The following is a 22606-nucleotide window of genomic DNA, read 5'->3' as shown; positions in this document are numbered from 1 at the left end:
GCGCTGTGTGGCCGGAGCCCTGCAACCGATGGAGGTTCTCACCATGCGTCCTGCTCCCTTGCGGCCTGCCGCCGCACCCGCAGCTACCCCGGCCGCTGCTGCACAGCCGCAGCGTTATCTCACCAACGACGAGGCTGCCGACTACCTGCGGCTGTCGCCGCGCACGCTGGAAAAGCAGCGCGTGCTGGGTGGCGGCCCCAAGTTCCGCAAGTTCGGCCGCCGCGTCATGTACGCCGTGGCCGACCTCGATGCCTGGGCCGCCGAGCGCAGCTTCGAGAGCACGTCCGATCCCGAATACGCCGAGCAGCACTCGGCGGACAGCCGTGCGCGCTGATCACTGGCGCGCGGGTGGCCTTCGCCATGTTCAGCCCATCCGGGGCAGTCAGGCAGGAGCGCGAACAGCTCGATCTGTTTCGCGCCTTGCCGGGCGACATGGCGCCGCGCGACAGCCAGGACTTGATGGCCTTTCCGTTCTTCTCGCTGGCGAAGTCGCGGCGCACGACGCCGATCGACTTTCAGGCCGGCGGCATCACGATCCGCGTGGAAGGCACGCAGGAACACGGCATCGCCACGATCTGGGATGCCGACGTGCTGATCTGGGCGGCCTCGCAGATCGTGGAGGCGCGCGACGCGGGCTTGCGCCCGTCGCGGCTGATGCAGGCCACGCCCTACGAGATCCTGCGCTTCATCGGGCGCGGTACATCGCTGCGCGACTACCAGCGCCTCAAGGCCGCGCTGGATCGCCTGCAATCCACGACGGTGGCCACGTCCATCCGGGAGACCACGGGAAGGCGGCTGCACCGCTTCTCGTGGATCAACGAGTGGAAGGAGCTGGCCGATGCCAGGGGAACGCCCTTGGGACTGGAGCTGATCCTGCCGGACTGGTTCTATGCGGGCGTGCTCGATGCCGCCCTGGTGCTGACCATCGACCCGGCGTACTTCCGGCTGACGGGCGGGATCGAGCGCTGGCTGTACCGCCTGGTGCGCAAGCACGGTGGGCGGCAGCCGGGCGGGTGGCAGTTCGACTTCCAGCACCTGTACCGCAAGTCGGGCAGCACGGCCAAGCCCTACGACTTTGCCTGCGACCTGCGTGCGCTGGTCGCGCGGCAGTCACTGCCGGGCTACGTCCTGGGCATCGAACGGCTGGATGGCGCCGAGCTGCTGACCTTCCGGCCAGGGCGTCCCGTGCCGTCCACGGCACGGGGATAAACGGTGCGCGTCCTGTGGACGGGCTCGTGCTATCAGGCGTGCCAGGTATCGTGCTATCGGGCGTGGGACTATCGTGCTATCAGGCGTGTCCATCGGCCGCAAAGCCAATGCTGGCGCGGGTTTCGGTCTCCCTTAACTTCCCTAACTTAAATACTCTAACTGGTAGTAGCAGCGCCGCGTCTCGGTGGACAACCGCCACAGGACGCGAAGCGCAGCGGCAACAGCCGGGCTTTCCAACGCGGAGGGCCAGGCCATGATCGTCGCGCTGCTCAACCAGAAAGGCGGCGTGGGCAAGACCACGCTCGCAACGCACATCGCCGGCGAGCTGGCGATGCGCGGCCAGCACGTCGTCCTGCTGGATGCCGATCCGCAGGGCTCCGCGCTGGACTGGACGCAGCGCCGCAGCCAGCAAGGCTTGCCAAGGCTGTTCAGCGCTGTGGGCCTTGCTCGCGAAACCCTGCACCAGGAAGCGCCAGAACTCGCCAGGCGGGCCGATCACGTCGTCATCGACGGGCCACCACGCATCGCGGCGCTGGCGCGCTCCGCGCTGCTGGCGGCCGAGCGGGTGCTGATTCCCGTGCAGCCCAGTCCCTACGACCTGTGGGCCAGTGCCGAGATGGTGGCGCTGATCCGCGAGGCGCAGGTGTTTCGGCCTGCGCTGCGCGCGGCGTTTGTCATCAACCGGCGCGTCAGCACCACGGTGATCGGACGCGAAGCACGCGGAGCGCTGGCCGAGCAGCCGCTGCCCGCGCTGCGCGCGGAAGTGCATCAACGCATCGTGTTCGCCGACAGCGTGGCCGCTGGCCGACTGGCGCGCGAGACGGCGCCCGACAGCGCCGCCGCCAGCGAAATCACCGCGCTGGTGGACGAACTGCTGCGGTGGCCGTCATGAGCAGTCCCGCCAGCAAACGCACGGGCAAGCGCGTGGGCATCGGCGCGCGCCCGCCCGCGAATCCGCACGCCGAGGCGTGGATTCGCCAGGGCAGCGCCGATGACCTCCAGAAAGGCGACCTCTACACGGCCCGCCTGACCCTCGACATCACGCCCGCCATGCGGGCGCGCATCAAGGTATCGGCCTTCACGCAAGGCGTGACGGTGGCTGATCTGTTGCGCGCGCTGCTGAAGCGGGAATTCCCGGAGAAGTCTCCATGATCACACCCGTTTCGACAGCATTGCCGACGTCATCTGCCCCGCCAGTCGGCCGAGCCGATGGCGTGCCGCTGACGCGCGTTGCGCTCGCCTACATCGACCAACGCTTCGACCTCTATCTGCGCTTCGGCGATCCCTCGCGCATCATCCGATTCGACCGCTGGCGTCGCTGCGCGGTGTTCACGCCGAACGCGGTTCTCTGCCGCATCCGCTGGCAGGCCAACGACTACGGCACGATCCGCTGGCAGCTCATGGTGATGCAGGCGTGCATGCCGATGGATGGCGCGCAGCGCATCCCCGGCGTGCAGCCGGGCGCGCGCCTGTTGCTGCACGCCGAGGGTGAGCAATCGGTGCGTGCCGTGCTGGAACGCATCGACGGCATCGAAGCGCTGGGCATCACGCCTGCTACCGCCTCGCCCGCGTACTGGCGCACGCTGGGCAACCGGCTCGCGGCGCGCTTGCCGCTGCCCGAATACAGCGCCGAGCGGCACGCCGCCTGGCTGGCCGTGAGGGCGCTGTCATGAGCACGATTTCTGTTCCCACTGCTGTCACGCATCCACGCTCGCGCCTGCGCGCTCGCCTCATGCTGGCGGGCCTGTCCACCTGCGGCCTCGCTGCGCTTGCCTGGGCGTCCTTCGTGCATCCGCTGCCGCGCCTGACCTACAACCCATCCGACAGCGTGGCGGTCGGATGGTATCGCGTCGATCCGCTCGACCATCGCACCAGCTCGCCGCCACGTCCGTTGTCCGTGGGTAGCATCGTGTTGGTGCCGCTGCCCGCCGAGGCCGCCGCGCTGGCTGCGCAGCGCGGCTACCTACCGACGCGCATCCCGTTGCTCAAGCGCGTGGGCGCGATGGCGCCGCAAGAGGTGTGTATCGCTGACGGCAAAGTCCGCATCGACGGCGTGCCTTCAGCCGCCGTGTTGCCTGCCGATCGCTGGGGCCGGCCGCTGCCATCCTGGCAGCAGTGCCGTCGCCTTCAGCCTGGCGAGCTGTTCCTGCTCAGCGCGACCAATCCGGCGTCTTTCGACAGCCGGTATTTCGGGCCGGTCAGCGCAGCCGCCGTGGTTGGCGTTGCGCGCCCGGTTTGGCTGGAGTCGCGCCCATGATGGCCGCTGATTCGCTGTGCATCATCGTGCTATCGGGCGTGTCGTTCCGGCGGCGTTCCGTGTGTCGTCGCACATGCAGTGCGAGCGCATCCGCGCCGCACTTCACGCTGCCTCCGGCGCAGCCGTCCCACGTGCAGGCGTCTTGTCTCGAACACGGATGGCCTGCGGCCATCGCCGTGTTCGCCGGTGCGCTGGCTGCCGGTGCAGCCTTGCCGCCGGGCCGCAGTTGCCTGGAGCGGATGCGGGAGGCAAATGCGGAAGGCAAGACAAAAGGGGGCGGCACCTGTCGGCCCGCAAAGCCAGTCTGCACGTGGGGGTGGCGCGGCACGCAGCGGCTTCGCCGCCGTGCTGCTTGTGGCGCGTGGCCCGCGTCGATATGGGCTTGTTCGCGTGCTTCGCACGACGGACTACGCCCCAGCTTTCAGGGAGAGAAGTCATGATCAACCGCCGCGACGACGATTTCCACATCCGCCCCAGCGCGCCAAAAAACCGCGGCCAGGGCTTCGTTTCCAAGGTGCTCCAGCAGGCCGGCAAGGCCAGTGGCGGCAAGTCCTCGGTGCGCCGTCCGGCATCGGCCGTCGGCGGCAAGGCCACCGGCCAGCGGCCCGGCTCACGCCTGGGGCGCGGCCATACGGCGGCGCGGTTTGCGGGCGCGAAGCTGACACCCATGTCGCGGCGCGTGACCATCAAGACCCTACTGGTGAACCAGCAGCGGGCCAGCCCGCAATCGCTCGCCAAGCACCTACGCTACATCGAGCGCGACGGCGTGGGCCGCGACGGCGAGCCAGGCCAAGCCTACGGGCCGCAGACCGATACCGCCGACCTCGACGCCTTCAAGGAACGCTGCGCCGACGACCGGCATCACTTCCGCTTCATCGTCTCGCCCGAGGACGGCGCGGAGCTGGAAGACCTGCGCACCTATACACGGCATCTGATGAACCGCATGGAAGCTGACCTGGGCACACGGCTGGAATGGGTGGCCGTTGATCACTGGAACACCGACAACCCCCACGCCCACCTGATCGTGCGCGGGCGCGACGATACCAGCAAAGACCTCATCATCGCGGGTGACTACATCGCCGATGGCTTTCGGCATCGCGCATCCGAGCTGGCGACCGAATGGCTGGGGCCGCGCACCGAACTGGAGATCCAGCAGACCTTGCAACGCGAGGTGGAGCAGGAGCGGTGGACGAGCCTGGATCGCACGCTGAAACGCGAGGCCGGCGAAGACGGCCGGGTGCAGATCGAACGCTTCAACGAACCGAAGCTGCAACGCCAACGCCTGCTGCTGATCGGCCGCCTGCAACGCTTGCAGCGCCTGGGGCTGGCCGACGAGACGCAGCCGGGCACCTGGGCCGTCCATGCCGATGCCGAGAAGACCCTGCGCGCCCTGGGCGAGCGTGGCGACATCATCCGCACCATGCAGCGTGCCATGCGCGGCGAGCCGCGCGAACTGGCGGTGTTCGAGCCGGGCGACGATGGCCGAACCATTCTCGGCCGCGTAGCCGCGAAGGGGCTGGCCGACGAGCTGCGCGACCGTGGCTATCTGGTCATCGACGGGGTGGACGGCAAGGCCCACTACGTCGCGCTCAACACCCGCGACGAGCTGGCGAACTATCCCACCGGCGCCGTGGTGGAGGTGAAGGGATCGGCCGACGTGCGCGCGGCCGACAAGAACATCGCCGTGCTGGCGAGCGATGGTCTGTACCGCACCGACCACCACCTTGCTATCGCGCAGGGCCAGGCCGTGCCGGGCCGCGATCCGCAGGAAGTCGTCGCGGCCCACGTCCGGCGCTTGGAAGCCCTGCGCCGGGCAGGCATCGTGGAGCGCGTGGCCGAAGGGCTATGGAAGGTGCCGGGCGACCTGCCCGATCAGGGCCGTCGCTACGACGCGCAGCGCCTGGGCGGCGTGGCCGTGGAGCTGAAATCGCACCTGCCCATCGAGCGGCAGGCCCGCGTGATCGGGGCCACCTGGCTTGACCAGCAGTTGATCGGCGGCGGCTCTGGCCTGGGCGACCTGGGCTTTGGCGGTGAGGCCAAGCAGGCAATGCAACAGCGCACCGACTTCCTGGCCGAACAGGGGCTGGCCGAGCGGCGCGGCCAACGCGTCATCCTGGCGCGCAATCTGCTGGCAACGCTGCGCAGCCGGGATGTAGCGCATGCCGCGAAGGACTTGGCCGCCGAAACTGGCCTGGAGCATCGGCCCGTGGCCGATGGCCAGCGCGTGGCGGGCATCTACCGCCGCAGCGTCATGCTGGCCAGCGGGCGCTACGCCATGCTCGATGACGGCATGGGGTTCAGCCTGGTGCCATGGAGGCCTGTCATCGAACAACGACTCGGTATGCCGATTTCTGCGCAGGTACATGACGGCCGCGTATCCTGGCAAATCCGACGGCAACAGGGCTTATCTGTTATCTGAAGCCAGCAGCATATCGAGCACCCACTGCAAGGATGCGTCTACAAGCGTTCTCGATGTTGACGACCGGAATGCGCCTGATGCCCATGCCGCGCAACGCCACCTTTCCGGGGATCAGCACCTGGTCGGCCATGACACCAGCAGCGGCGTTGCGCATGTGGGGCGCCTGCAGTTGGGACGGGGTGATGCCTGCATCGGCAATGGCTTCGCCAATCGCCTCGGCGGTGAGCGATTTGAGACCGCAGTCAATGTGCTTGCCGGAACGGGTCATGCCCGTGCCAGCGACGAAGACGGGCTGCATGGAAAGCATCTAAGACTGGGCGGATGAGGAATTTGCACGCCTGCGCCGGAGGCTGGTGATCCAGCCGCTCAAGCCATTGGGGGCCAGGAAGACCACCGCGAGCAGTGCGAAGCCGAAGATCATCCACGGCGCGGATTGCGACACGCTCTCGGCCAAGTTGGGCGTGAGCACGATGAAGGCAGCCCCCAGGAAGGCGCCCCACAGGCTGCGCACCCCGCCCACGAAGCTGCCCACCAGCAGGGACACCGAGAGCAGGAAGGGAAAGTTCTCGGGCGCGACGAACTGGCCCGCCACCACGCTCAGGGCACCGGCCAGGCCGGTGAACGCCGCGCTGAGGCCGAACATCTGCGTGCGCAGGGCGGTGATGTCGAGCCCGCCCGCCGCCGCCGCGAGCGGCTGGTCGCGCGAGGCGTCCACCAGGCGGCCGAACTGCGAGCCGAGAATCCGCCGCGCCAGCAGGAAGGCGCAGAGCGCGCAGGCCGCAACGCAGGCCATGATGGCCCAGTCCGCCCGGTCGGCCAGCACTCCTGGGAACACAGGTTTTTCCAGGACGATCCCCGCCACGCCGCCGGTCAGCCACTCGATCTTTTTCCACTTGAGCGCCTGCGGTGTCACCACCGCCACCGCGAAGGTGGACAGCGCCAGATAAAGCATGGGCAGCCGCAGCGCCGGGAAGCCGAAGAGGAAACCCGCCACGAAGCACAACAGCGCCGCCACCGGCACGCCCACGTAGAATGGCCAGCCCAGGTGATGCGAGAGCACCGCCGCAGTATAGGCACCGATGGCGAAGAAGGCGCTGTGGCCGAGCGAGATCTGGCCCGTGTAGCCGGTGAGCAGGTTCAGGCCCATGATGGCGATGCCATAGATCAGCACCTGCGTCATCACGTACAACGGATAACTTTGCCAACTAAAGGACCAGGCCAGCAGCGCGAGCCCGACCACCGAGGCCGTCCAGCGCAACCAGGTGGGCGATGCCGCCGGGCGGATGTTGAGTGGGGCGTTCATGGTACTCATGCTCACACCCTCACCTGGGCCGTCTTGCCGAAGATACCGGCGGGCCGCAAGACCAGCATCGCGATGATCAACAGCATGATGCAGGTCAGTTTCAGGTCGTTGCCGACCACGTAGGCGCCCAGCAGGTTCTCCAGTACCCCGACGGCGAAGCCCCCGGCCACGGCGCCCACAGGGCTGGCGATGCCGCCCAGCAGCGCGCCCGCCAGTGCGTAGATCAGCGGCCCCATCATCATCGACGGCTCCAGGAACACGATGGGCGCGGCCATCAGCCCCGCCACGGCACCGGCCACCGCTGCAAGACCCCAGCCCACGGCCAGCACCTTGTTGGTGCTGATGCCCGACAGTTCCGCCGACGGCGCGTTCACCGCCACCGCACGCATCGCCAGGCCGAACCGGGTGAAGCGGAAGAACGCGAATACCGCCGCCAGTTCGGCCAGGGTGACGAGCAGAACGCCGACCTCGTGGGCCGACAGATAGGGTTCGGCACGGCTGAGGACGCCACCGAACGGCGTGGCGAACTCCAGCATCTCATGCCCGAACAGCCAGCCGACCAGGCTGTTCAAGATGATGAGCAGCGCGATGCTGGCCGCCACGACCGAGAGCACCGGCTTGTGCCGCAGGGGCTGGAAGATGACCCGTTCCAGCGCCAGCCCGAGCAGGAAGGAACCCACGACCACGACGGCGAAGGCCACCCACCATGATGCGCCCGCCTGAACCAACGCCCAGCTCATATAGGTGGAGAACATCGCCAGTTCGCCCTGCGCGAAGTTGACGGACGAAGTGCAGCGATAGATGAGCACAAGCGCGATGGCGAGGCTGGCATAGATGCCGCCCGCCGCCAGGCCCGAAGCTATCTGGTGAAGGAATGCTTGCATGGTGATGAACCTTTTTTGATCAGTGGCCGAGGTAGCTGCGGCGCACGGCGTCGTCTTCGCGCAGCTCGGCTGCGGTGCCCTGGGCAGTGACGCGCCCGCTTTCGAGCACATAGGCCCGGTTGACTAGGTTCAGCGCGACCTGGGCGTTCTGCTCCACGATGAGCGCCGTGAGGTGCTCGGTTTCGCGCAACTGGTGCAGGAGTTCGTAGATCTCCTGCGTCACGCGCGGCGCGATGCCGAACGAAGGCTCGTCCAGCAGCAGCATCTTGGGGCGCGTCATCAGCGCGCGCGCGATGGCCAGCATCTGCTGCTCGCCGCCGCTGAGCGTGCCCGCCGCCTGCTTCGCGCGGCTGGACAGCTTGGGAAACAGCGTCTGCATCCGGGCGATGTCCTGCTCGATGCCGTCCTTGTCGCGGCGGTGGATGGCGCCCACGCGCAGGTTTTCCAGCACCGTCAGGTCGCCAAAGGTGCCGCGCCCTTCGGGCACGTGGGCGATGCCCAGCGAGGCGATGGCGGGCGCGGCCATGTCGATGATGTCCTGGCCCTCGAAGCGCAGCGTGCCCTTGGCAGTCACCTGCTGGTGGCTGATGGCGCGCAGGATGGAGGTCTTTCCCGCGCCGTTGGCGCCGAGCAGCGCCACCATCTCGCCGGCCTGCACGTGCAGGTCGATGCCATGCACCACCGCCGTTCGGCCGTAGGCCACCGCGAGGTTGCGGATTTCAAGCCGTTGGGTCACAGCACACCTCCCAGATAGGCATCGAGCACGGCGTCGTTGTTGGCCACTTCCTCGGGCGAGCCCTGGGCGAGCTTGCGGCCAAAGCTCAGTACCGCGAGGTCGGAGCAGGTCTTCATCACGAAGCGCATGTTGTGCTCCACGATCACCATGGTCAGCTTCAATTCCTCGTGCAGGCGCAGCAGCACGTCGCGCAGTTCATCGACCTCGCCAGCGGTGAGGCCAGCGGCGGGTTCGTCAAGCAGCAGCAGCTTGGGCCGCGTCACCAGCGCCCGCGCGATTTCCACGCGGTGCTGGATGCCCACCGGCAGTTCCGCCACGCCCCGGTCGGCATAGTCGGACAGCCGCAGCGTGGCCAGGGCCGCGTCAGCCGAGTGCGCGATTTCTTCCTCGGCGGCACGGACGGCGCGCGAGCGCAGCGCGGCACCCAGCATCGACACCGGCAGCCGCGCGTGCGCACCCACCATCACGTTTTCGCGCACCGTGAGCGAGGGGTAGAGCGCCACGTTCTGGAAGGTGCGGCTCAGACCCAGCCGTGCCACGCCGTGGCGCGGCAGGCGCGTCAACTCGGCCTGGCCGAAGCGCACGCTGCCGTGGGTGGGCCGGTACAGGCCGCTGATGCAGTTGAAGCAGGTCGTCTTGCCAGCGCCGTTCGGCCCGATCAGGCCGAAGATGCAGCCCTCGGGCACGTCCATCGAGAAGGCGTCCAGCGCGACGACACCGCCGAAGCGGATCGTCAGGTCGCGTACGGAAAGAATGGGTTCCATCGCTGCGCTCGCCCCGTCAGGACGGCATCACCTTCCAGCTCGTGCCGTCGAACTGCTGGATGCGCATGTCCGGTATCGGGTGAGGGCGGGCGTCGCTGGTCTTGACACGCAGGCCCGGCAGCATCATGGGCAAATCCATGTCCAGGCGGCGCGACTGCCGCATGATGTTCTCGCGCGAGAGGTCGTTGCCGCACTGCTTGAGCAACTGCACTGTCACTTGCCCAAGGCAGGCACCGAGCACGGTGAGGTACTCCTTGGCCGCGCCTTTGTTGTATTTGTCCATGAAGGCATGCCAGGCCAGGACACCAGGGTCGTCCTTCCAGGTCGGATCGCTCGGATCCTTGAGGAACGCGGCGCTCATGATGCCCTTGACCTTGTCCAGCCCCACCGGAGTCAGCACCGCGGGCACCGAAGATGCGCTCGGGTTGATGTAGATGGCCGGGCGCCAGCCGATGTCGTGGGTCTTGCGCAGCGACTGGAGGGTGGCTTTGGGCGAACCCCACGCCACCAGCACGTCCGCGCCCGAGGCATGCATGGAGACGATCTGCGAGTCCACCGTCGGATCCGACACTTCATGCGACTCTTCGCTGATGAGCTTCTTCCCGGCGGCAGCCAGAACCTCCTTCACGCCACGCAGCACATCCTTGCCGGCGTCGTCGTTCTGGTAGAACATGGCGATCTTCGCGTTGGGCCGCGTCTGCAGGATGTGCCTGGCCAGGATGCGCCCTTCGTCGGTGTACAGGGGCAGCCAGCCCATGCTCCAGGGGAACTTAGCCGCATCATCCAGCCACGTGGCAGAGCCGGACGAAACGAAGAGTTGCGGTACTTTGGCGTTGTTGAGATAGCTGCGCGACGCCAGCCCAGTGGACGAGCCTATCTGCGCCGCGAGAAAAGCCACCTGATCGCGCTCCACCAGGCGGCGCGATTGCTCCAGGGTTTTCGGCGGGCTGTAGCCATCGTCGGCCAGCACCAGCTTGAGCTGGCGCCCATTCACGCCGCCCTCGGCGTTGACCAGGTCAAACCATGCAGACATGGTCTTGCCGACGACGCCATAGCCTGCGGCCGGGCCGCTGAGCGGCCCGGTCGAGCCGATCTTGATCTCGCGATCCGTCACGCCCGGGGTGCCTGCGCCCTGCGCGCGGACCAGGCCAGAAACGCCGGTCAGCATGGCGCCGGAAAGCATGGTGATGAATTGTCTTTTTTGCATGATGTCTCCTGTGGTGGTGGTGAGATGAATGGATGGGTGAACCCTGCTTGCGGTATCAGGCCGTCTTCCCTTGCAGGCGCAGCACGGCTTCGCGGATCAGCGGCATGCGGTCGTTGCCGAAATACATGTCGGTCTTGTCCACAAAGATGGTCGGCGAGCCAAAGCCGCCGCGCGCGACCACCTCATCGGTGTTGGCCTTGAGCTGATCCTTGATCGCCTGCTCGCCGATGCCTGCAAAGAATGGGGCGGGATCGATGCCAATGCGCTGGCACACATGGGTCAGCACCGAATCCTGCGAGATGTCCTGGTCCTCGCCCCAATAGGCTTCAAATATGGCGCGGGCAAACGGCACCATGTCGTTGCCGAGCCAGACGCAGCCGCGCATCGCCTTCACGCTGTTGACGGGAAACACCGTCGGCGGCATCTTGATCGCAAGCCCCGTCGAGCGGGCCCAATCTGCCAGATCCTTTTTCAGGTAGCGGGCCTTCTGCGGCACCGGCGTCTCGCGCGAGGCGTAGACGGTCGGATTGATCGTGTTGAAGATGCCGCCGACCAGGATGGGCCGCCATGTGACCTCGACGCCCAGTTCGTCGGCGAGCGGCTGGATGTTGTGGAAGGCGAGATAGGTCCAGGGGCTGGAGCAGTCGAAGAAGAATTCGATCATGGTGTTTCTCGCTGGTTGTTGGGCGACATGCGGTGTGCCATCTCCTTGGCCTTCTGGCCGAACATGTTCTTTCTTGCTTCGTCGTCCAGCGGCTCCTTCTCGAATTTGCCGACCGCCAGTCCCGCCTGCACTTGCGGCCGGGCGCGCACGCTGGCGTACCAGCGCTTGATGTGGGGAAAATCGTCGAGCGTGAAGCCTTGCGCCTTGTGGGTCATGGCCCAGGGAAAGCAGGCGATGTCGGCGATGCCGTACTCGGCGCCGGCGACATAGGCGCCGGTCTTGCCGAGCTGGGTATCGAGCACGCGATACAGCCGCGCCGCTTCGTCGCGGTAACGCTCGATCGCGTAGGCGATCTTTTCCTGCGCATACAGCGCAAAGTGACCATGCTGGCCGAGCATGGGCCCCAGTCCGCTCACCTGCCACATCACCCATTGCATGGTTTGGGTGAAGCCGCGCAGATCCGTGGGCAGGAAGCGGTTGGTTTTCTGGGCCAGATAGACCAGGATGGCGCCGGTCTCGAACACCGAAAGCGGGCCGCCGCCGTCGAGCGGCGCATGGTCCACTATGGCCGGAATGCGGTTGTTCGGGCTGATCGCCAGAAATTCCGGCTTGAATTGCTCGCCAGCGCGGATGTTGACCGGAGTCACCGTATAGGGAAGTCCGAGTTCCTCAAGCAGGATGGAGATCTTCCAGCCGTTGGGTGTCGGTGCGTAATGCAGGTCAATCATGGCGAATGACGCTCCTGGCGAGCTGCGGATCGACATCACGCCATGACTTGCAGTCACCCGTGGCCGGCCCCCTGACATTCCAGGCTCCCGTCGCGCGGCTTTCTCGGGTTGACGACATCATGCGCAGCTCTTCGAGGGTTCAAGGCGTCAGCGCGGCGCCATGCGGAGGGCCCCATCCACGCGGATGGACTCGGCGTTCATGTAGCCGCAAGTGACCAGAAACTCGACGGCCTGCGCGAATTCATCGGGGTCGCCCAAACGCTTGGGAAAGGGCACGCTGGCCGCCAGCGCTTGCTTGACGTTGTCCGGCAGGGCCAGCAGCAAGGGGGTGCCGAAGATCCCCGGCAGGATGGTGTTGACGCGAACGCCTTCGTCCATCAGGTCGCGTGCGATCGGCAAGGTCATGCCCATGACGGCGGCCTTGCTGGCGGCATAGCTGGCCTGGCCGACCTGGCCGTCCACCGCAGCGGCCGAAGCGGTGTTGACCACGACGCCGCGGTCGCCGTCGGCCAGCGGTTCCAGCGCCAGCATGCCCGCCGTCGATTTGGCAATGCAGCGGAACGTGCCCACCAGGTTGATCTGCACGATGCGGTTGAAGCGATCCACCGCACTCGGGCGGATCTCACCCGTTTTCCGATCGCGGCTGACAGTCTTGACGGCGTCGGCCGTGCCGGCGCAGTTGACCAAAACGCGTTCCTGCCCGATCGCGGCGCGGGCCTTGGCGAAGGCTGCGTCCACCTGCTCCTCGGACGTTACGTCCACGTTGCAGTAAACGCCGCCAAGCTCGCTGGCCAACGCCTGGCCGACGGCTTCGTTCATGTCGAAGATGGCGACCTTGACGCCATGGCTGGCCAAACGCCGGGCCGTGGCGGCCCCCAGGCCGGAAGCCCCCCCGGTGATGACGGCAGAAATGCCGGAATTGAGTTGCATGGTTTTTCCTTGAAGATGACAGACAGGCGTTATTGGCCGGTGAATTTGGGGGTGCGCTTGCCCAGGAATGCCGCTTGCCCTTCCAGGTTGTCGGCCGAACGCAAAGCGACAACGAAATTGCGCTTCTCATGCTCCAGGCCCTGCGCGAGCGGGGTTTCAAAGCTGGCCAGGGCCGCATCCTTGGCCAGCGCCACGGCCAGCGGCGAATTGGCCGCAATCCGGCTGGCCATCGCCAACGCCGTCGGCAGGGCCTGGCCGTCCGCCGTCACTTCGGCGACGATGCCGACGTCGCAAGCCTTGCGGGCATCCATGAAATCGCCGGTCAGCAACAGCGCCATGGCTTTGGACTTGCCGATGGCATGAATCAAGCGCTGGGTGCCGCCCGCACCGGGGATGGCGCCCAGCTTGACTTCCGGCACGCCGAACTTGGCGGACTCGCCCGCGATCACGATGTCGCAGGCCAGCGCCAGTTCCGTGCCGCCGCCCAGCGCGACCTTTTCCACCGCCGCGATGACGGGCTTGGGGAAGCGCCCCAGCGCCGCAAAGAAGTCCCAGCCGGTCGCCGAGCGGTCGCCCAGCAGCGGCGCGGCGCGCAGCACTTCAAAGGCCGTGATGTCGGCGCCCGCGCAAAACACGCCCTCGGCGCCGGTGATGACGACGACCCGCACGACATCGTCGTCGCGCAGTTGCGCAAGCTGTGCGGACAGGCCATCGAACACCGCGCGGTTCAGGCTGTTCTTCGCACGCGGGCGGTTGATGGTCAGGGTGACGACGGCGCCGTCACGGCTGACGAGCACTTCACTGGCTTCGCTCATGGTGGCCCCGCTCATGCAAGCCGCTCGATGATGGTGGTGTTGGCCGTGCCCGAAGCCTCGCAGATGGTTTGCAGGCCATAGCGGCCGCCCCGGCGCTCCAGTTCGTACAGCAGGTCGGTGAGCATGCGCGCGCCGGTGGAACCCAGCGGATGGCCAATGGCCATCGAGCCGCCGTTGACATTCAGGCGGTCGTCCGGGATGCCGAATTCCTGCTGGAACATCAGCGGCACGCCGCCGAAAGCCTCGTTGACTTCGAACAGGTCGATGTCGTTGATGGTCAGGCCCGATTCCTTCAATGCCTTGCGGGTGGAGTCGAGCACGGCGGTGAACTGGATCACCGGGTCGGCGGCGGCCACGGCGGTGCTGACGAAGCGCGCACGCGGCTTGAGGCCATGCTTTTTGGCATAGGCACGGCTGGCGATCAGCAGTGCGGCGGCGCCGTCGCTGATCTGCGACGAGTTGCCGGCGGTGGTGGTGCCGTTGGCGGCAAACACGGCTTTCAGCGTGGCCAGCTTCTCGGGGTCGGGGTTGGCGCGCACGCCCTCGTCGGCGGCGACGACGGGGCTGTTCGGGTCGGCCGGGTCCTCGGTCAGATGCACCAGTTGATCCTTGATGCGACCGGCCTGAATCGCCTCGGCGGCGCGCTTGTGGCTGCGCACGGCGGATGCATCCAGGACTTCACGGGTCAGGCCGAAGCGCGAGTTCAGCAACTCCGACGAAACGCCTTGCGGTATCAGCGGGTTGTCCTGGTAGCGCGCCAGTTCGCGCGGGCTGTATTGCGCGCCCAGCGGCGCGCCGGGCTTGAACGACGGCGGCAGCGGCGCCTGCGACATCGACTCCACCCCCCCGCCGATGGCCAGCTGGTAGGCCCCCGCCTGGATGCCATGCACGGCAAAACTCACCGCCTGCTGGCCGGAGCCGCATTGCCGGTCCACCGTCACAGCCGGGACGGATTCGGGCAGCCCCGCCGCCAGCACGGCATGGCGGGCCAGGTTGCCATGCTGCTGGTCCCACTGCAGCACACAGCCGACGATCACGTCGTCCAGATCGGAGGGGTTGACGCCGGACTGTTCGACCAGCTGGCGCAGCGTCTCGGCCATCAGATCGACGGGGTGCCATTTTTGCAGGCGCCCGCCGCGCTTGCCCACGGGGGTGCGCAGCGCGCCGACGATCACGGGTTCATGGTCATTCATGTGGTTCTCCTGGTAAGAAACTGGGGGTCATGCAAAGCGGGTGTCAGGCGGAATAGCGGTCTGCCTGCTCGACGCGTATGCGCTTCTTGTCGAGCTTGCCGACGCTGGTCTTGGGGATGGCCTCGACGAACAGAACCTGATCCGGCCACTGCCACTTGGCGAAGGCGCTGCCCAGGTGCTCCTTCAGTTGTTCCTGGGTCGCCTGCTGGCCGGGCTTGAGCACCACCAGGGCCAGCGGCCGCTCCTGCCACTTCGGATGCGGAACGCCGACCACGGCGGCGTCGCGCACGGCGGGGTGGCCCATGAGCAGGTTTTCCATGTCGATGGAAGAAATCCATTCGCCGCCGCTCTTGATCACGTCCTTGATGCGGTCGGTGACCTTGAGGTAGCCGTTCTCGTCCACCGTGCCGACATCGCCCGAGCGCCACCAGCCACCCTCCAGGAAGCGGTCTGCGGAATCGGGCATGTCGTGGTAGCTGGCCGTGATCCAGGGGCCGCGCACGCAAATCTCGCCCGCCGACTTTCCGTCATGCGGCAAGTCCTTGTCATCGGCATCGAGGATGCGGATGTCCACCCCGGTCAGCACCAGACCCTGCTTGCGCTTGAGGTTCCAGCGCTCTTCCTCGGTCAGGCGCTTCTTGAGCGTGGACTTGAGGCGGTTCATGGTCACCAGCGTCGTGGCTTCGGTGGCACCGTAGCCGTGGACCACCTCGGCACCGGTGAGTTTGTAGAAACCGATCATCATCGACAGCGGCGGCTCGGAGGCGCCGGACAGCATGCGCATGCTGCTGAAGTCCGGCTTGACCGGCATCGTTTCGATGTACTGCAGCATGGGCTGAAAGATGGCCGGTGCGCCGTTGGCGACCGTCACGCCCTCGGCGATCATGGCGTCAACCAGGGGCTTGGTGTCCTCGGCGACATAGCGGCCCGGCAGCACGATCTTGTCGCCCAGCAGCGTGGCGGCCTGCGGCAGGCCCCAGCATTGCCCGTGGAACATGGGCGTGATGAGCATCACGCAGTCGCTCAGCGTCATGCCCAGATTGGTGGCCATGCCCGTGGAGTGCAGGTAGATGCAGCGGTGCGAGTAGTACACGCCCTTGGGCTTGCCCGTGGTGCCGGTGGTGTAGCAGGCGCTGTAGGCCGAGGTTTCGTCGATCTCGGGCCAGTCGATCTTGGGGTCGGCGGCGGCCAGCAGGTCTTCGTAGTGCAGCAGCGGTTTCAGCGTGGTCTTAATCTGGTCCAGCGGCTTGTCGGTCATGACGATCCAGCCCTTGATCTGGGGCGAATTCGCCGCGACGGATTCGGCGATGGGCAGCAATGATTCGTCCACGCATACGTAGGACACTTGGCTGTGGCCGACCACGTAGCCCAGGTCTTCGGCGCCCAGGCGCAGGTTCATCTGCAGCATGACCGCGCCCAGGCCAGGGATGGACCAGTACAGCTCGAAATGGCGTCGGCTGTTCCAGTCCAGGATGCCGACCCGGTCGCCAGGTTCGACACCGAGCGCGCGCAGCGCATTGGCGCTGCGGCAGACGCGCGCGTAGCAGTCGGCATAGGTGTAGCGGTCCCAGCCGCCATCGGGCGTGCGGTAGACGATCTCCTGGTCTCCGTGGGTGCGCGCGGCGTGCCGGATGAGCGTCGTGGTGTTGAGCTGGCGGTCGTTGCCCGAGGTAGACGGGCAGCCGCGCACGATCTTGGTGGTGTTGGTCATTCTCTGGTCTCCTATGTGGTTGCGTTGAGTGCCTGGAACCGTGGGGCCGGGGCCGCCTCGATGGCGCCGGAGGGGGTGGTCTGGTAGATACCCCGTGCCGCGTTGTGCGGATGCCGCGCCGCCTCGGCCAGGCTGAGCACGGGCGCGAAGCAGGCGTCGCTGCCTTCGAGCAACGCGCACCAGTGCGCCCTGGGTTGGCTGCGGATGAGGGCCGCAATGCGCTCCTTCAGCGCTGGCCACGTCGTCGTGTCGTACTGGTCGGCAGGGTTCACGTCCGTCAGGCCCAGCTTCGACAGCAGCAGTGCGTGGAACGCGGGCTCCACCACCGCGAGGCTGATGAAGCCGCCGTCGGCACAGGCGTACACGTCATAGAACGGCGAATCGTGAAACGGGCTCGGCTTCGTGCCGTCGATCTGCCCATTGGCGCGAATCCAATGCACCAGCGTGCCCATCATGGCCACGATGTCGATGATGGCGGCATCCACGACCCGGCCGCGGCCACTGCCCCTACCGTTACCGCGCGCATCGACCAGCGCGCAGGCGACACCGAAGGCCATGCCCAGCGCCCCGGCCGCGTCCCCGAGCACCGAGGGCGGCACGATGGGCATCTGCCCCTTGCGGGCCGACAGCGACAGCAGGCCCGTCAGCGCCACGTAGTTCAGGTCGTGGCCAGCGGCCCGGGAGAGCGGGCCGTCCTGGCCCCAGCCCGTCATCCGGCCATAGACCAGCTTGGGGTTGCGCGCCGCGCATTCGGCGGGGCCGAACCCCAGCCGTTCCATCACGCCGGGGCGAAAGCCTTCGATCAGAACGTCGGACTGGCCGATCAGATCCAGGGCGCGCGCCTTGCCGCCGGGCGACTTCAGGTCGGTGATCTCGACCGTCTTGCCCCGGTGCAGCGGGTTGGCCGCCGCCCCGCCCAGCGGCTGCGCCCCGGCGGCCTGCTCGGCCCGTGTCAGCGCAATCACCTCGGCACCCATGTCGGCCAGCATCATGGCGGCCAGCGGGCCCGGCCCGATCCCTTCGAACTCCACCACACGGACGCCGTGCAGTGGCTTTTGCAGCATGTGCGAGGCGTTCACAGCTTCCTCGCAATCAGTTCTTTCATGACCTCGTTCGCGCCGCCGTAGATCTTCTGCACGCGCGAGGTGGTGTACATGCGCGCGATCGGGTATTCGTACATGTAGCCGTAGCCGCCGAACATCTGCAGGCACTCGTCCACCACGCGGCACTGCTGCTCGCTGCACCACCACTTGGCCATGTACGCGGCTTCGGCGTCGAGCTTTCCGTCCAGCAGCCGCTGGATGCAGTCGTTGACGAAGGTGCGCACCACGTGAGCGGTGGTGGCGATCTCGGCCAGCTTGTGGCGCGTGGTCTGCATCTCGAACAGCGGTGCGCCGAAAATCTTGCGCTCCTTCGTGTATTCGACGGTGAGTTCCAGGGCCCGGTCGATGATGGCCGCCGCAGGCACGGCGATGGTCATGCGTTCGTAGGGCAACTGGCCCATCAACTGCTTGAAACCAAGCCCTTCGACGCCCCCCAGGACTTGATCGACCGGCACGCGCACCCCGTCGAAGAAGAGTTCGGCGGTGTCCGACGCATGCAGGCCGATCTTGTCGAGCAGGCGGCCCACGCGGAACCCTGGCAGGTTCTCGGTCTCCACCACGATCAGCGAAAGGCCTCGGCTGCCCGCCTCGCCGGTGCGTGCGACCACAATCAGCAGATTGCAGGTGTAGCCGTTGGTGATGAAGGTCTTGGCACCGTCGATCACGTAGTGGTCGCCATCACGGCGCGCGCGGGTGGCGATGGCCTTGAGGTCCGTCCCGCAGCCGGGTTCGGTCATCGCAATGCCGAGCAGCATCTCGCCGCTGCTCAGCTTGGGCAGCCAGCGCTGCTTCTGCTCCTCGGTGCCGTAGTCCATGATGTAGTGCGCAGCGATGCTGTTCACCTGGACGTTGTTGGGCATTTCCGCTCTGGTCAACTCATCCTGTACCACCAGCTGGTAGGCAATGCTGGCCCCGGTGCCGCCGTAGGCTTCGGGCATTTCGGGCAGCATGAACCCCATCTCGCCGAAGGGCCGCCAGGTCTCGCGCGGGACGTAGCCCTGTTCGCGCCAAGCGGGCAGGTGCGGAGCCATCTCGGCGGCGATGTAGCGGCGCACCTGGTCGCGAAAGGTCTCGATGTCGCTGTCCATCCAGGGTTGACGGTGCAATTGCGGCAGCATGGGAGCGCTCCTCAGAAGGTTTGTACGATGAAGGTTTGAAAACTTGGCCAGCGATGCGGCCCCGGGTCATGCCCGCATACCCACAACGGGGCGGGCGAAGCGTCGAATCTCTGCGTTCTCAGTCTGTCCAGGGCATATGGTCGGCATTCAGCCCGTGCGCGTCTTGCCCGCCAGTGCATGGCAAGTTGACTTTGCGTGTGCAAGGGAAAGCCCGGCTGACTCGACCGGGCCGATGGCGGAGCCGTGAGCAGTCATGCCGCGTGCATCGCTGGGCGACACTCCAAAGCGTTGTTTGAATGCGCGGCAGAAATGGCTGGTGGAGTTGAAGCCCCAGTGAAAGGCGATCGCCGAGACCTGCAGATGCCGGCAGACCGGGTCAACGAGTGTCCGCCAGCACGCTTGCAATCGGCTTTCCAGGATGTGGCCGACCACCGTGGTATCGCCCTGCGCAAACAGCGCATGAAGGTAACGCAGTGAAATACCGTGCGCCGCGGCGATGCGTGCCGGACTCAGGTCATCCTCTTGAAAATGCTGGGCGATGTAGGCAAGTACTCGTTCGCGCAACGCGGCCATGGCCGTGAATCGAGTGGCGCTCTCCGGCTCTGGCAGCGCAATGTCCAGAAGCCCGATCACCGTGCGGCAAAGGGCGACGTGGGCGGAGGGCGGCACGGCGCCGATCTCCTTTGCCAACCCCATCAGGTGTTGGCTGAGCAGTGAGCCCACGCCTGTGTGACTGTCAATGCGGCAGGCTGCGGGCGGCTGCTTGCGGCCCGGTAGATGCTCGCGCATGAGCTGCCAGGGAATCATCAACGACACGCTGTGGGTTCGTTCCAGCACCTCATAGTCTTGCCGCTGATCGGTACGCCAGAGGAACATGTCGCCCTCGCAGATTGGCGTGTCCCACTGCTGCAACTGTACTCGGCCGCTCAGGTTCAGCTGCAGCCCCAGGCAGAACTCATCGTCGAATGACGAATGTCCAGGAGGAGACTGCTCGACGCAAGCACCGGTCACGGTGCATACCAAGGAGGCTCCGGCGAGTTCGTGTCGCCGCAACTTCGCCTGGAATGCAGCAGGCTTCGCCGGGGAGGAAAGACTCCAGCGCTGGAAGGAGTCCTTGAGGATCGCTTCCGTCGCATCTATCCTGCCCTCGATGGGCGCATGGTCGATGGACCATTCCATGGGTGACTGTTGCAGCACTTGTCGTCTCCTGAATCTGCCCCCAGACGCCGCAGCCCATCGGGACCGGAGCGTCGACACCGTGGCGTGCTTTCGTGCGGCGCTCAGGGTACCCAAGGCATACAGGCAATCGTAGGCAGCGGTGCTTGGCGCGGCAATGACGGATGGTCTCGATCAACTGACAAGGCACCTCTTTCGACGGATGGGGGAGCGAGGCAACCCCGCAGCCGAGCGGCCCTGCGCTAACCTCCCGGCATCGACGGCGAACTGAAGATGCAAGGAGACGATGATGGATCTGGGTGCAATGCTGGCAGGCAAGCGGGTGCTGGTCACGGGGGCCTCGTCGGGCCTGGGCGAGAACTTCGCTCGGCTGGCTGCTGGTTGCAAGGCCAAGGTAGTGATTGGGGCGCGGCGCAAGGCGCGGCTCGACAAACTCGCCCAGGAACTCGAAAAGCTCGGTTCGCCTCAGGTCACGGTGCTGGAAATGGATGTGGCTTCCGAGCAGTCCATCGACGACGCCTTCGCCGAGATAGACGCCTCGGGCACCATCCTCGACGTGGTGGTTAACAACGCCGGGGCTTCCAACGACGCCTTGTCGCTCACGCTGCCTGTGTCCGACTTCGACTCGCTGATGGAGACCAACGTGCGCGGCGTGTGGCTGGTGGCCGCGCGTGCCGCGCAGCGCTGGGTGGATGCGGGGCGGGGAGGCTCAGTCATCAACATCGCATCGATCCTGGGCGAACGCGTGATGCCGGGCGCCATGCTGTATGCCACGTCCAAGGCTGCAGTCGTGCACATGACCAAGAGCCTGGCGCTCGAATGGGCGCGCCACGGCATTCGCGTCAATGCCATCGAGCCGGGCTACATCGACACCGAGATGACCGATGCCATGTGGGATACCGACCATGGCAAGGCGCTTATCAAGCGCATCCCGATGCGCCGCCTGGGTAAGCCGGAGGAGCTCAACGGTCTGTTCCTGCTGTTCGCGACCGAGGCCGGGTCGTGGATGACCGGCGCCTGCGTGCCAGTGGATGGCGGGCATCTGTGCTCGTCGCTTTGAGTGCGACCGCGTCGAAGCAGCGCTACGTTTTTTGGGTGCGCGAACGATAGACGCCTGGCGTGCTGCCGGTCCATGACTTGAAGGCCCGCTGGAAGGCGGTGCCGTCGGCGAACCCCAACTCGGCGGCGATGGCGCTCAGCGCGGCATCGGTGCTGGTCAACCGAACGATCGCCATGTCGCGCCGTAACTCGTCCTTCAGCACCTGAAAGGACTTGCCCTCCACGGCCAGATGCCGCTGCAGTGCGCTGACCGACATGTGCAAGCGCTGCGCGGCGACAGTCAGATCGGGCCACTCCGGGCACGCTTGCTGCAATAGCGCGCGCACCCGCGCGCTGGCTGTCCGCTCGATTAGACGCGGGCCGATCAGGTTGCCCGGTGTGGCACGCAAAAAGGTCTGGAGCGCGGCGGTGTCACGGCGCATCGGCTGCGTGAATGCGGATGCCTCGAACCAGACCGCCGACCGCGCCTGCCCGAACCGCAACGTGCCCGAGAAGATTTGGGCATAGTCTGCGGCACGCGGCGGTGGCTCGAAGGCAAAATCGAGCCCTCTGGGCACCAGTCGGCCGCCGTGCAGCCATACCAGCAGACGCCAGAAAACGCGCAACAGCAGCCCGTGCAGGAAGTCTGAATGTTTGCCCAGGGCGTGGCGCACGTCCAGAGCAGCACCCTTGAGCAAGCCATCAGAGACGGGCACAAGCGCCACGTCGTCCTGCAGCAGGGCGAAGGATGCACTCACGCGCTGCAAGGCGGCTGCCAGCGTCTTGGCCCCGAGCGTAGAGCGAGCCATCAGCGCAAAGCTGCCGCAGCGCAACGGCCGACCGTGTAGATGGCCTAGGCATTCGTCGTCCAAGCTGTTCTTCACGGCACTGAAGAGTGCGATGTATTGCTCTATGGTCACACGCGACTGCTCCAGATGCAGCAGCGACTCGGCGATGCGGGCCTGCGCCAGAACGCCATCCAGCCAGGACTCGGTGGCCAGTCCTTTGCTGCGCGCGCCGTCGAGCAGGCCATGCACGGCAAAAACAGGAACAGTGACGACGGGTTTCAACATGGTCAAAGGGAGCAACGATAGCTGGCGCTGAATCCGAAATTACACCAAGAAAACGGCCCGCTAACGATGTAGCGTCCGGCTGCGGTCAACCGGATTTTGCCTTGTGCATACAAAGTCAACTCGCCATGCACTGGCGGGCAAGACGCGTATGTGCCGAGTGCCCAGAATACCGCTTGGTAGCACACCCAGGGACGACCCGTGGACGTTCGGCATCGATGCATTCGCATGAATGCTTCTTCGGCAACGGCATGTCGGTGTGCTCACCCGAATAGCCCAGC

The 22606-nt window shown here is 66.3% G+C and carries 24 protein-coding genes; 8 read left to right on the top strand and 16 right to left on the bottom strand.

Annotation, left to right across the window (positions count from 1 at the left end; all coding sequences use genetic code 11):
• The first annotated feature begins 43 nt into the window (after positions 1 to 43).
• The 7 genes from V6M63_RS17830 to V6M63_RS17800 all read left to right on the top strand — a co-directional run bounded on the left by V6M63_RS17830 (position 44) and on the right by V6M63_RS17800 (position 5885).
• Positions 44 to 334: a helix-turn-helix transcriptional regulator gene (locus tag V6M63_RS17830; RefSeq protein WP_016452548.1), complete on the top strand. Its 291-nt coding sequence runs from the start codon at positions 44 to 46 to the stop codon at positions 332 to 334.
• Positions 335 to 360: 26 nt separating this feature from the next.
• Entirely contained in the window at positions 361 to 1209 is an 849-nt protein-coding gene (locus tag V6M63_RS17825) for a replication initiator protein A (RefSeq protein WP_016452547.1), read from the top strand.
• Positions 1210 to 1462: 253 nt separating this feature from the next.
• Positions 1463 to 2101 (top strand): ParA family partition ATPase, encoded by a 639-nt coding sequence (gene parA / locus V6M63_RS17820; RefSeq protein ID WP_016452546.1) that lies wholly within the window; start codon positions 1463 to 1465, stop codon positions 2099 to 2101.
• Positions 2098 to 2361 carry a hypothetical protein gene (locus tag V6M63_RS17815; RefSeq protein ID WP_016452545.1) on the top strand — a complete coding sequence of 88 codons (264 nt, stop codon included), beginning with the start codon at positions 2098 to 2100 and terminating at the stop codon, positions 2359 to 2361. The genes parA and V6M63_RS17815 overlap by 4 nt, the downstream gene beginning before the upstream one ends.
• Positions 2358 to 2882: a DUF2840 domain-containing protein gene (locus tag V6M63_RS17810; protein WP_016452544.1), complete on the top strand. Its 525-nt coding sequence runs from the start codon at positions 2358 to 2360 to the stop codon at positions 2880 to 2882. The genes V6M63_RS17815 and V6M63_RS17810 overlap by 4 nt, the downstream gene beginning before the upstream one ends.
• Positions 2879 to 3466, top strand: a complete 588-nt coding sequence (locus V6M63_RS17805; protein WP_016452543.1) for a S26 family signal peptidase — start codon at positions 2879 to 2881, stop codon at positions 3464 to 3466. The genes V6M63_RS17810 and V6M63_RS17805 overlap by 4 nt, the downstream gene beginning before the upstream one ends.
• A 436-nt stretch (positions 3467 to 3902) precedes the next feature.
• Complete coding sequence (locus tag V6M63_RS17800; RefSeq protein ID WP_016452542.1) at positions 3903 to 5885, top strand: relaxase/mobilization nuclease domain-containing protein; 1983 nt, start codon at positions 3903 to 3905, stop codon at positions 5883 to 5885.
• Here V6M63_RS17800 and V6M63_RS17795 read toward each other — a convergent pair.
• The 15 genes from V6M63_RS17795 to V6M63_RS17725 all read right to left on the bottom strand — a co-directional run bounded on the left by V6M63_RS17795 (position 5878) and on the right by V6M63_RS17725 (position 20220).
• Positions 5878 to 6183 carry a hypothetical protein gene (locus V6M63_RS17795; protein ID WP_016452541.1) on the bottom strand — a complete coding sequence of 102 codons (306 nt, stop codon included), beginning with the start codon at positions 6181 to 6183 and terminating at the stop codon, positions 5878 to 5880. The two genes, V6M63_RS17800 and V6M63_RS17795, sit on opposite strands and share 8 nt — an antisense overlap.
• 9 nt (positions 6184 to 6192) lie before the next feature.
• Entirely contained in the window at positions 6193 to 7188 is a 996-nt protein-coding gene (locus tag V6M63_RS17790) for a branched-chain amino acid ABC transporter permease (protein WP_197488159.1), read from the bottom strand.
• Positions 7189 to 7199: 11 nt separating this feature from the next.
• Positions 7200 to 8072: a branched-chain amino acid ABC transporter permease gene (locus V6M63_RS17785; protein ID WP_016452539.1), complete on the bottom strand. Its 873-nt coding sequence runs from the start codon at positions 8070 to 8072 to the stop codon at positions 7200 to 7202.
• A 19-nt stretch (positions 8073 to 8091) separates the two neighbouring features.
• A complete protein-coding gene (locus V6M63_RS17780; protein ID WP_016452538.1) occupies positions 8092 to 8808 on the bottom strand; it encodes an ABC transporter ATP-binding protein in 717 nt (238 codons plus the stop codon).
• Complete coding sequence (locus V6M63_RS17775; RefSeq protein WP_016452537.1) at positions 8805 to 9572, bottom strand: ABC transporter ATP-binding protein; 768 nt, start codon at positions 9570 to 9572, stop codon at positions 8805 to 8807. The genes V6M63_RS17780 and V6M63_RS17775 overlap by 4 nt, the downstream gene beginning before the upstream one ends.
• 16 nt (positions 9573 to 9588) lie before the next feature.
• Positions 9589 to 10779: an ABC transporter substrate-binding protein gene (locus V6M63_RS17770; protein WP_016452536.1), complete on the bottom strand. Its 1191-nt coding sequence runs from the start codon at positions 10777 to 10779 to the stop codon at positions 9589 to 9591.
• A 55-nt stretch (positions 10780 to 10834) separates the two neighbouring features.
• Complete coding sequence (locus V6M63_RS17765) at positions 10835 to 11443, bottom strand: 2-hydroxychromene-2-carboxylate isomerase (RefSeq protein ID WP_016452535.1); 609 nt, start codon at positions 11441 to 11443, stop codon at positions 10835 to 10837.
• On the bottom strand, positions 11440 to 12171 hold the full coding sequence (locus V6M63_RS17760) for a glutathione binding-like protein (RefSeq protein ID WP_016452534.1): 732 nt from the start codon (positions 12169 to 12171) through the stop codon (positions 11440 to 11442). Before V6M63_RS17760 ends, V6M63_RS17765 begins: the two co-directional genes overlap by 4 nt.
• 147 nt (positions 12172 to 12318) lie before the next feature.
• Positions 12319 to 13101 carry an SDR family NAD(P)-dependent oxidoreductase gene (locus V6M63_RS17755; protein ID WP_016452533.1) on the bottom strand — a complete coding sequence of 261 codons (783 nt, stop codon included), beginning with the start codon at positions 13099 to 13101 and terminating at the stop codon, positions 12319 to 12321.
• Between the two features lie 29 nt (positions 13102 to 13130).
• Positions 13131 to 13916, bottom strand: a complete 786-nt coding sequence (locus V6M63_RS17750) for an enoyl-CoA hydratase/isomerase family protein (protein ID WP_223275149.1) — start codon at positions 13914 to 13916, stop codon at positions 13131 to 13133.
• Between the two features lie 11 nt (positions 13917 to 13927).
• Positions 13928 to 15109, bottom strand: a complete 1182-nt coding sequence (locus V6M63_RS17745) for a thiolase family protein (RefSeq protein ID WP_016452531.1) — start codon at positions 15107 to 15109, stop codon at positions 13928 to 13930.
• Between the two features lie 43 nt (positions 15110 to 15152).
• A complete protein-coding gene (locus V6M63_RS17740) occupies positions 15153 to 16820 on the bottom strand; it encodes a long-chain fatty acid--CoA ligase (RefSeq protein ID WP_016452530.1) in 1668 nt (555 codons plus the stop codon).
• An 11-nt stretch (positions 16821 to 16831) separates the two neighbouring features.
• Positions 16832 to 17884 carry a CaiB/BaiF CoA transferase family protein gene (locus V6M63_RS17735; protein ID WP_016452529.1) on the bottom strand — a complete coding sequence of 351 codons (1053 nt, stop codon included), beginning with the start codon at positions 17882 to 17884 and terminating at the stop codon, positions 16832 to 16834.
• An 11-nt stretch (positions 17885 to 17895) separates the two neighbouring features.
• On the bottom strand, positions 17896 to 19041 hold the full coding sequence (locus V6M63_RS17730; RefSeq protein WP_016452528.1) for an acyl-CoA dehydrogenase family protein: 1146 nt from the start codon (positions 19039 to 19041) through the stop codon (positions 17896 to 17898).
• 147 nt (positions 19042 to 19188) lie between these two features.
• The gene (locus V6M63_RS17725) at positions 19189 to 20220 is read right to left on the bottom strand and encodes a helix-turn-helix domain-containing protein (protein ID WP_017405984.1); all 1032 of its coding nucleotides are present in this window, start codon (positions 20218 to 20220) and stop codon (positions 19189 to 19191) included.
• A 286-nt stretch (positions 20221 to 20506) separates the two neighbouring features.
• On the opposite strand from V6M63_RS17725, the gene V6M63_RS17720 reads away from it, so the two are divergent.
• Positions 20507 to 21277 carry an SDR family NAD(P)-dependent oxidoreductase gene (locus tag V6M63_RS17720; RefSeq protein ID WP_016452526.1) on the top strand — a complete coding sequence of 257 codons (771 nt, stop codon included), beginning with the start codon at positions 20507 to 20509 and terminating at the stop codon, positions 21275 to 21277.
• Positions 21278 to 21299: 22 nt separating this feature from the next.
• Here the strand turns inward: V6M63_RS17720 and V6M63_RS17715 are convergent, their stop codons facing one another.
• The gene (locus V6M63_RS17715; protein ID WP_016452525.1) at positions 21300 to 22328 is read right to left on the bottom strand and encodes an AraC family transcriptional regulator; all 1029 of its coding nucleotides are present in this window, start codon (positions 22326 to 22328) and stop codon (positions 21300 to 21302) included.
• Positions 22329 to 22606: the final 278 nt, after the last annotated feature.

It is taken from the genome of Hydrogenophaga sp. (assembly GCF_036675665.1).
GTDB lineage: Bacteria > Pseudomonadota > Gammaproteobacteria > Burkholderiales > Burkholderiaceae_C > Hydrogenophaga.
This window is presented reverse-complemented; position numbering and strand designations above follow the sequence as displayed.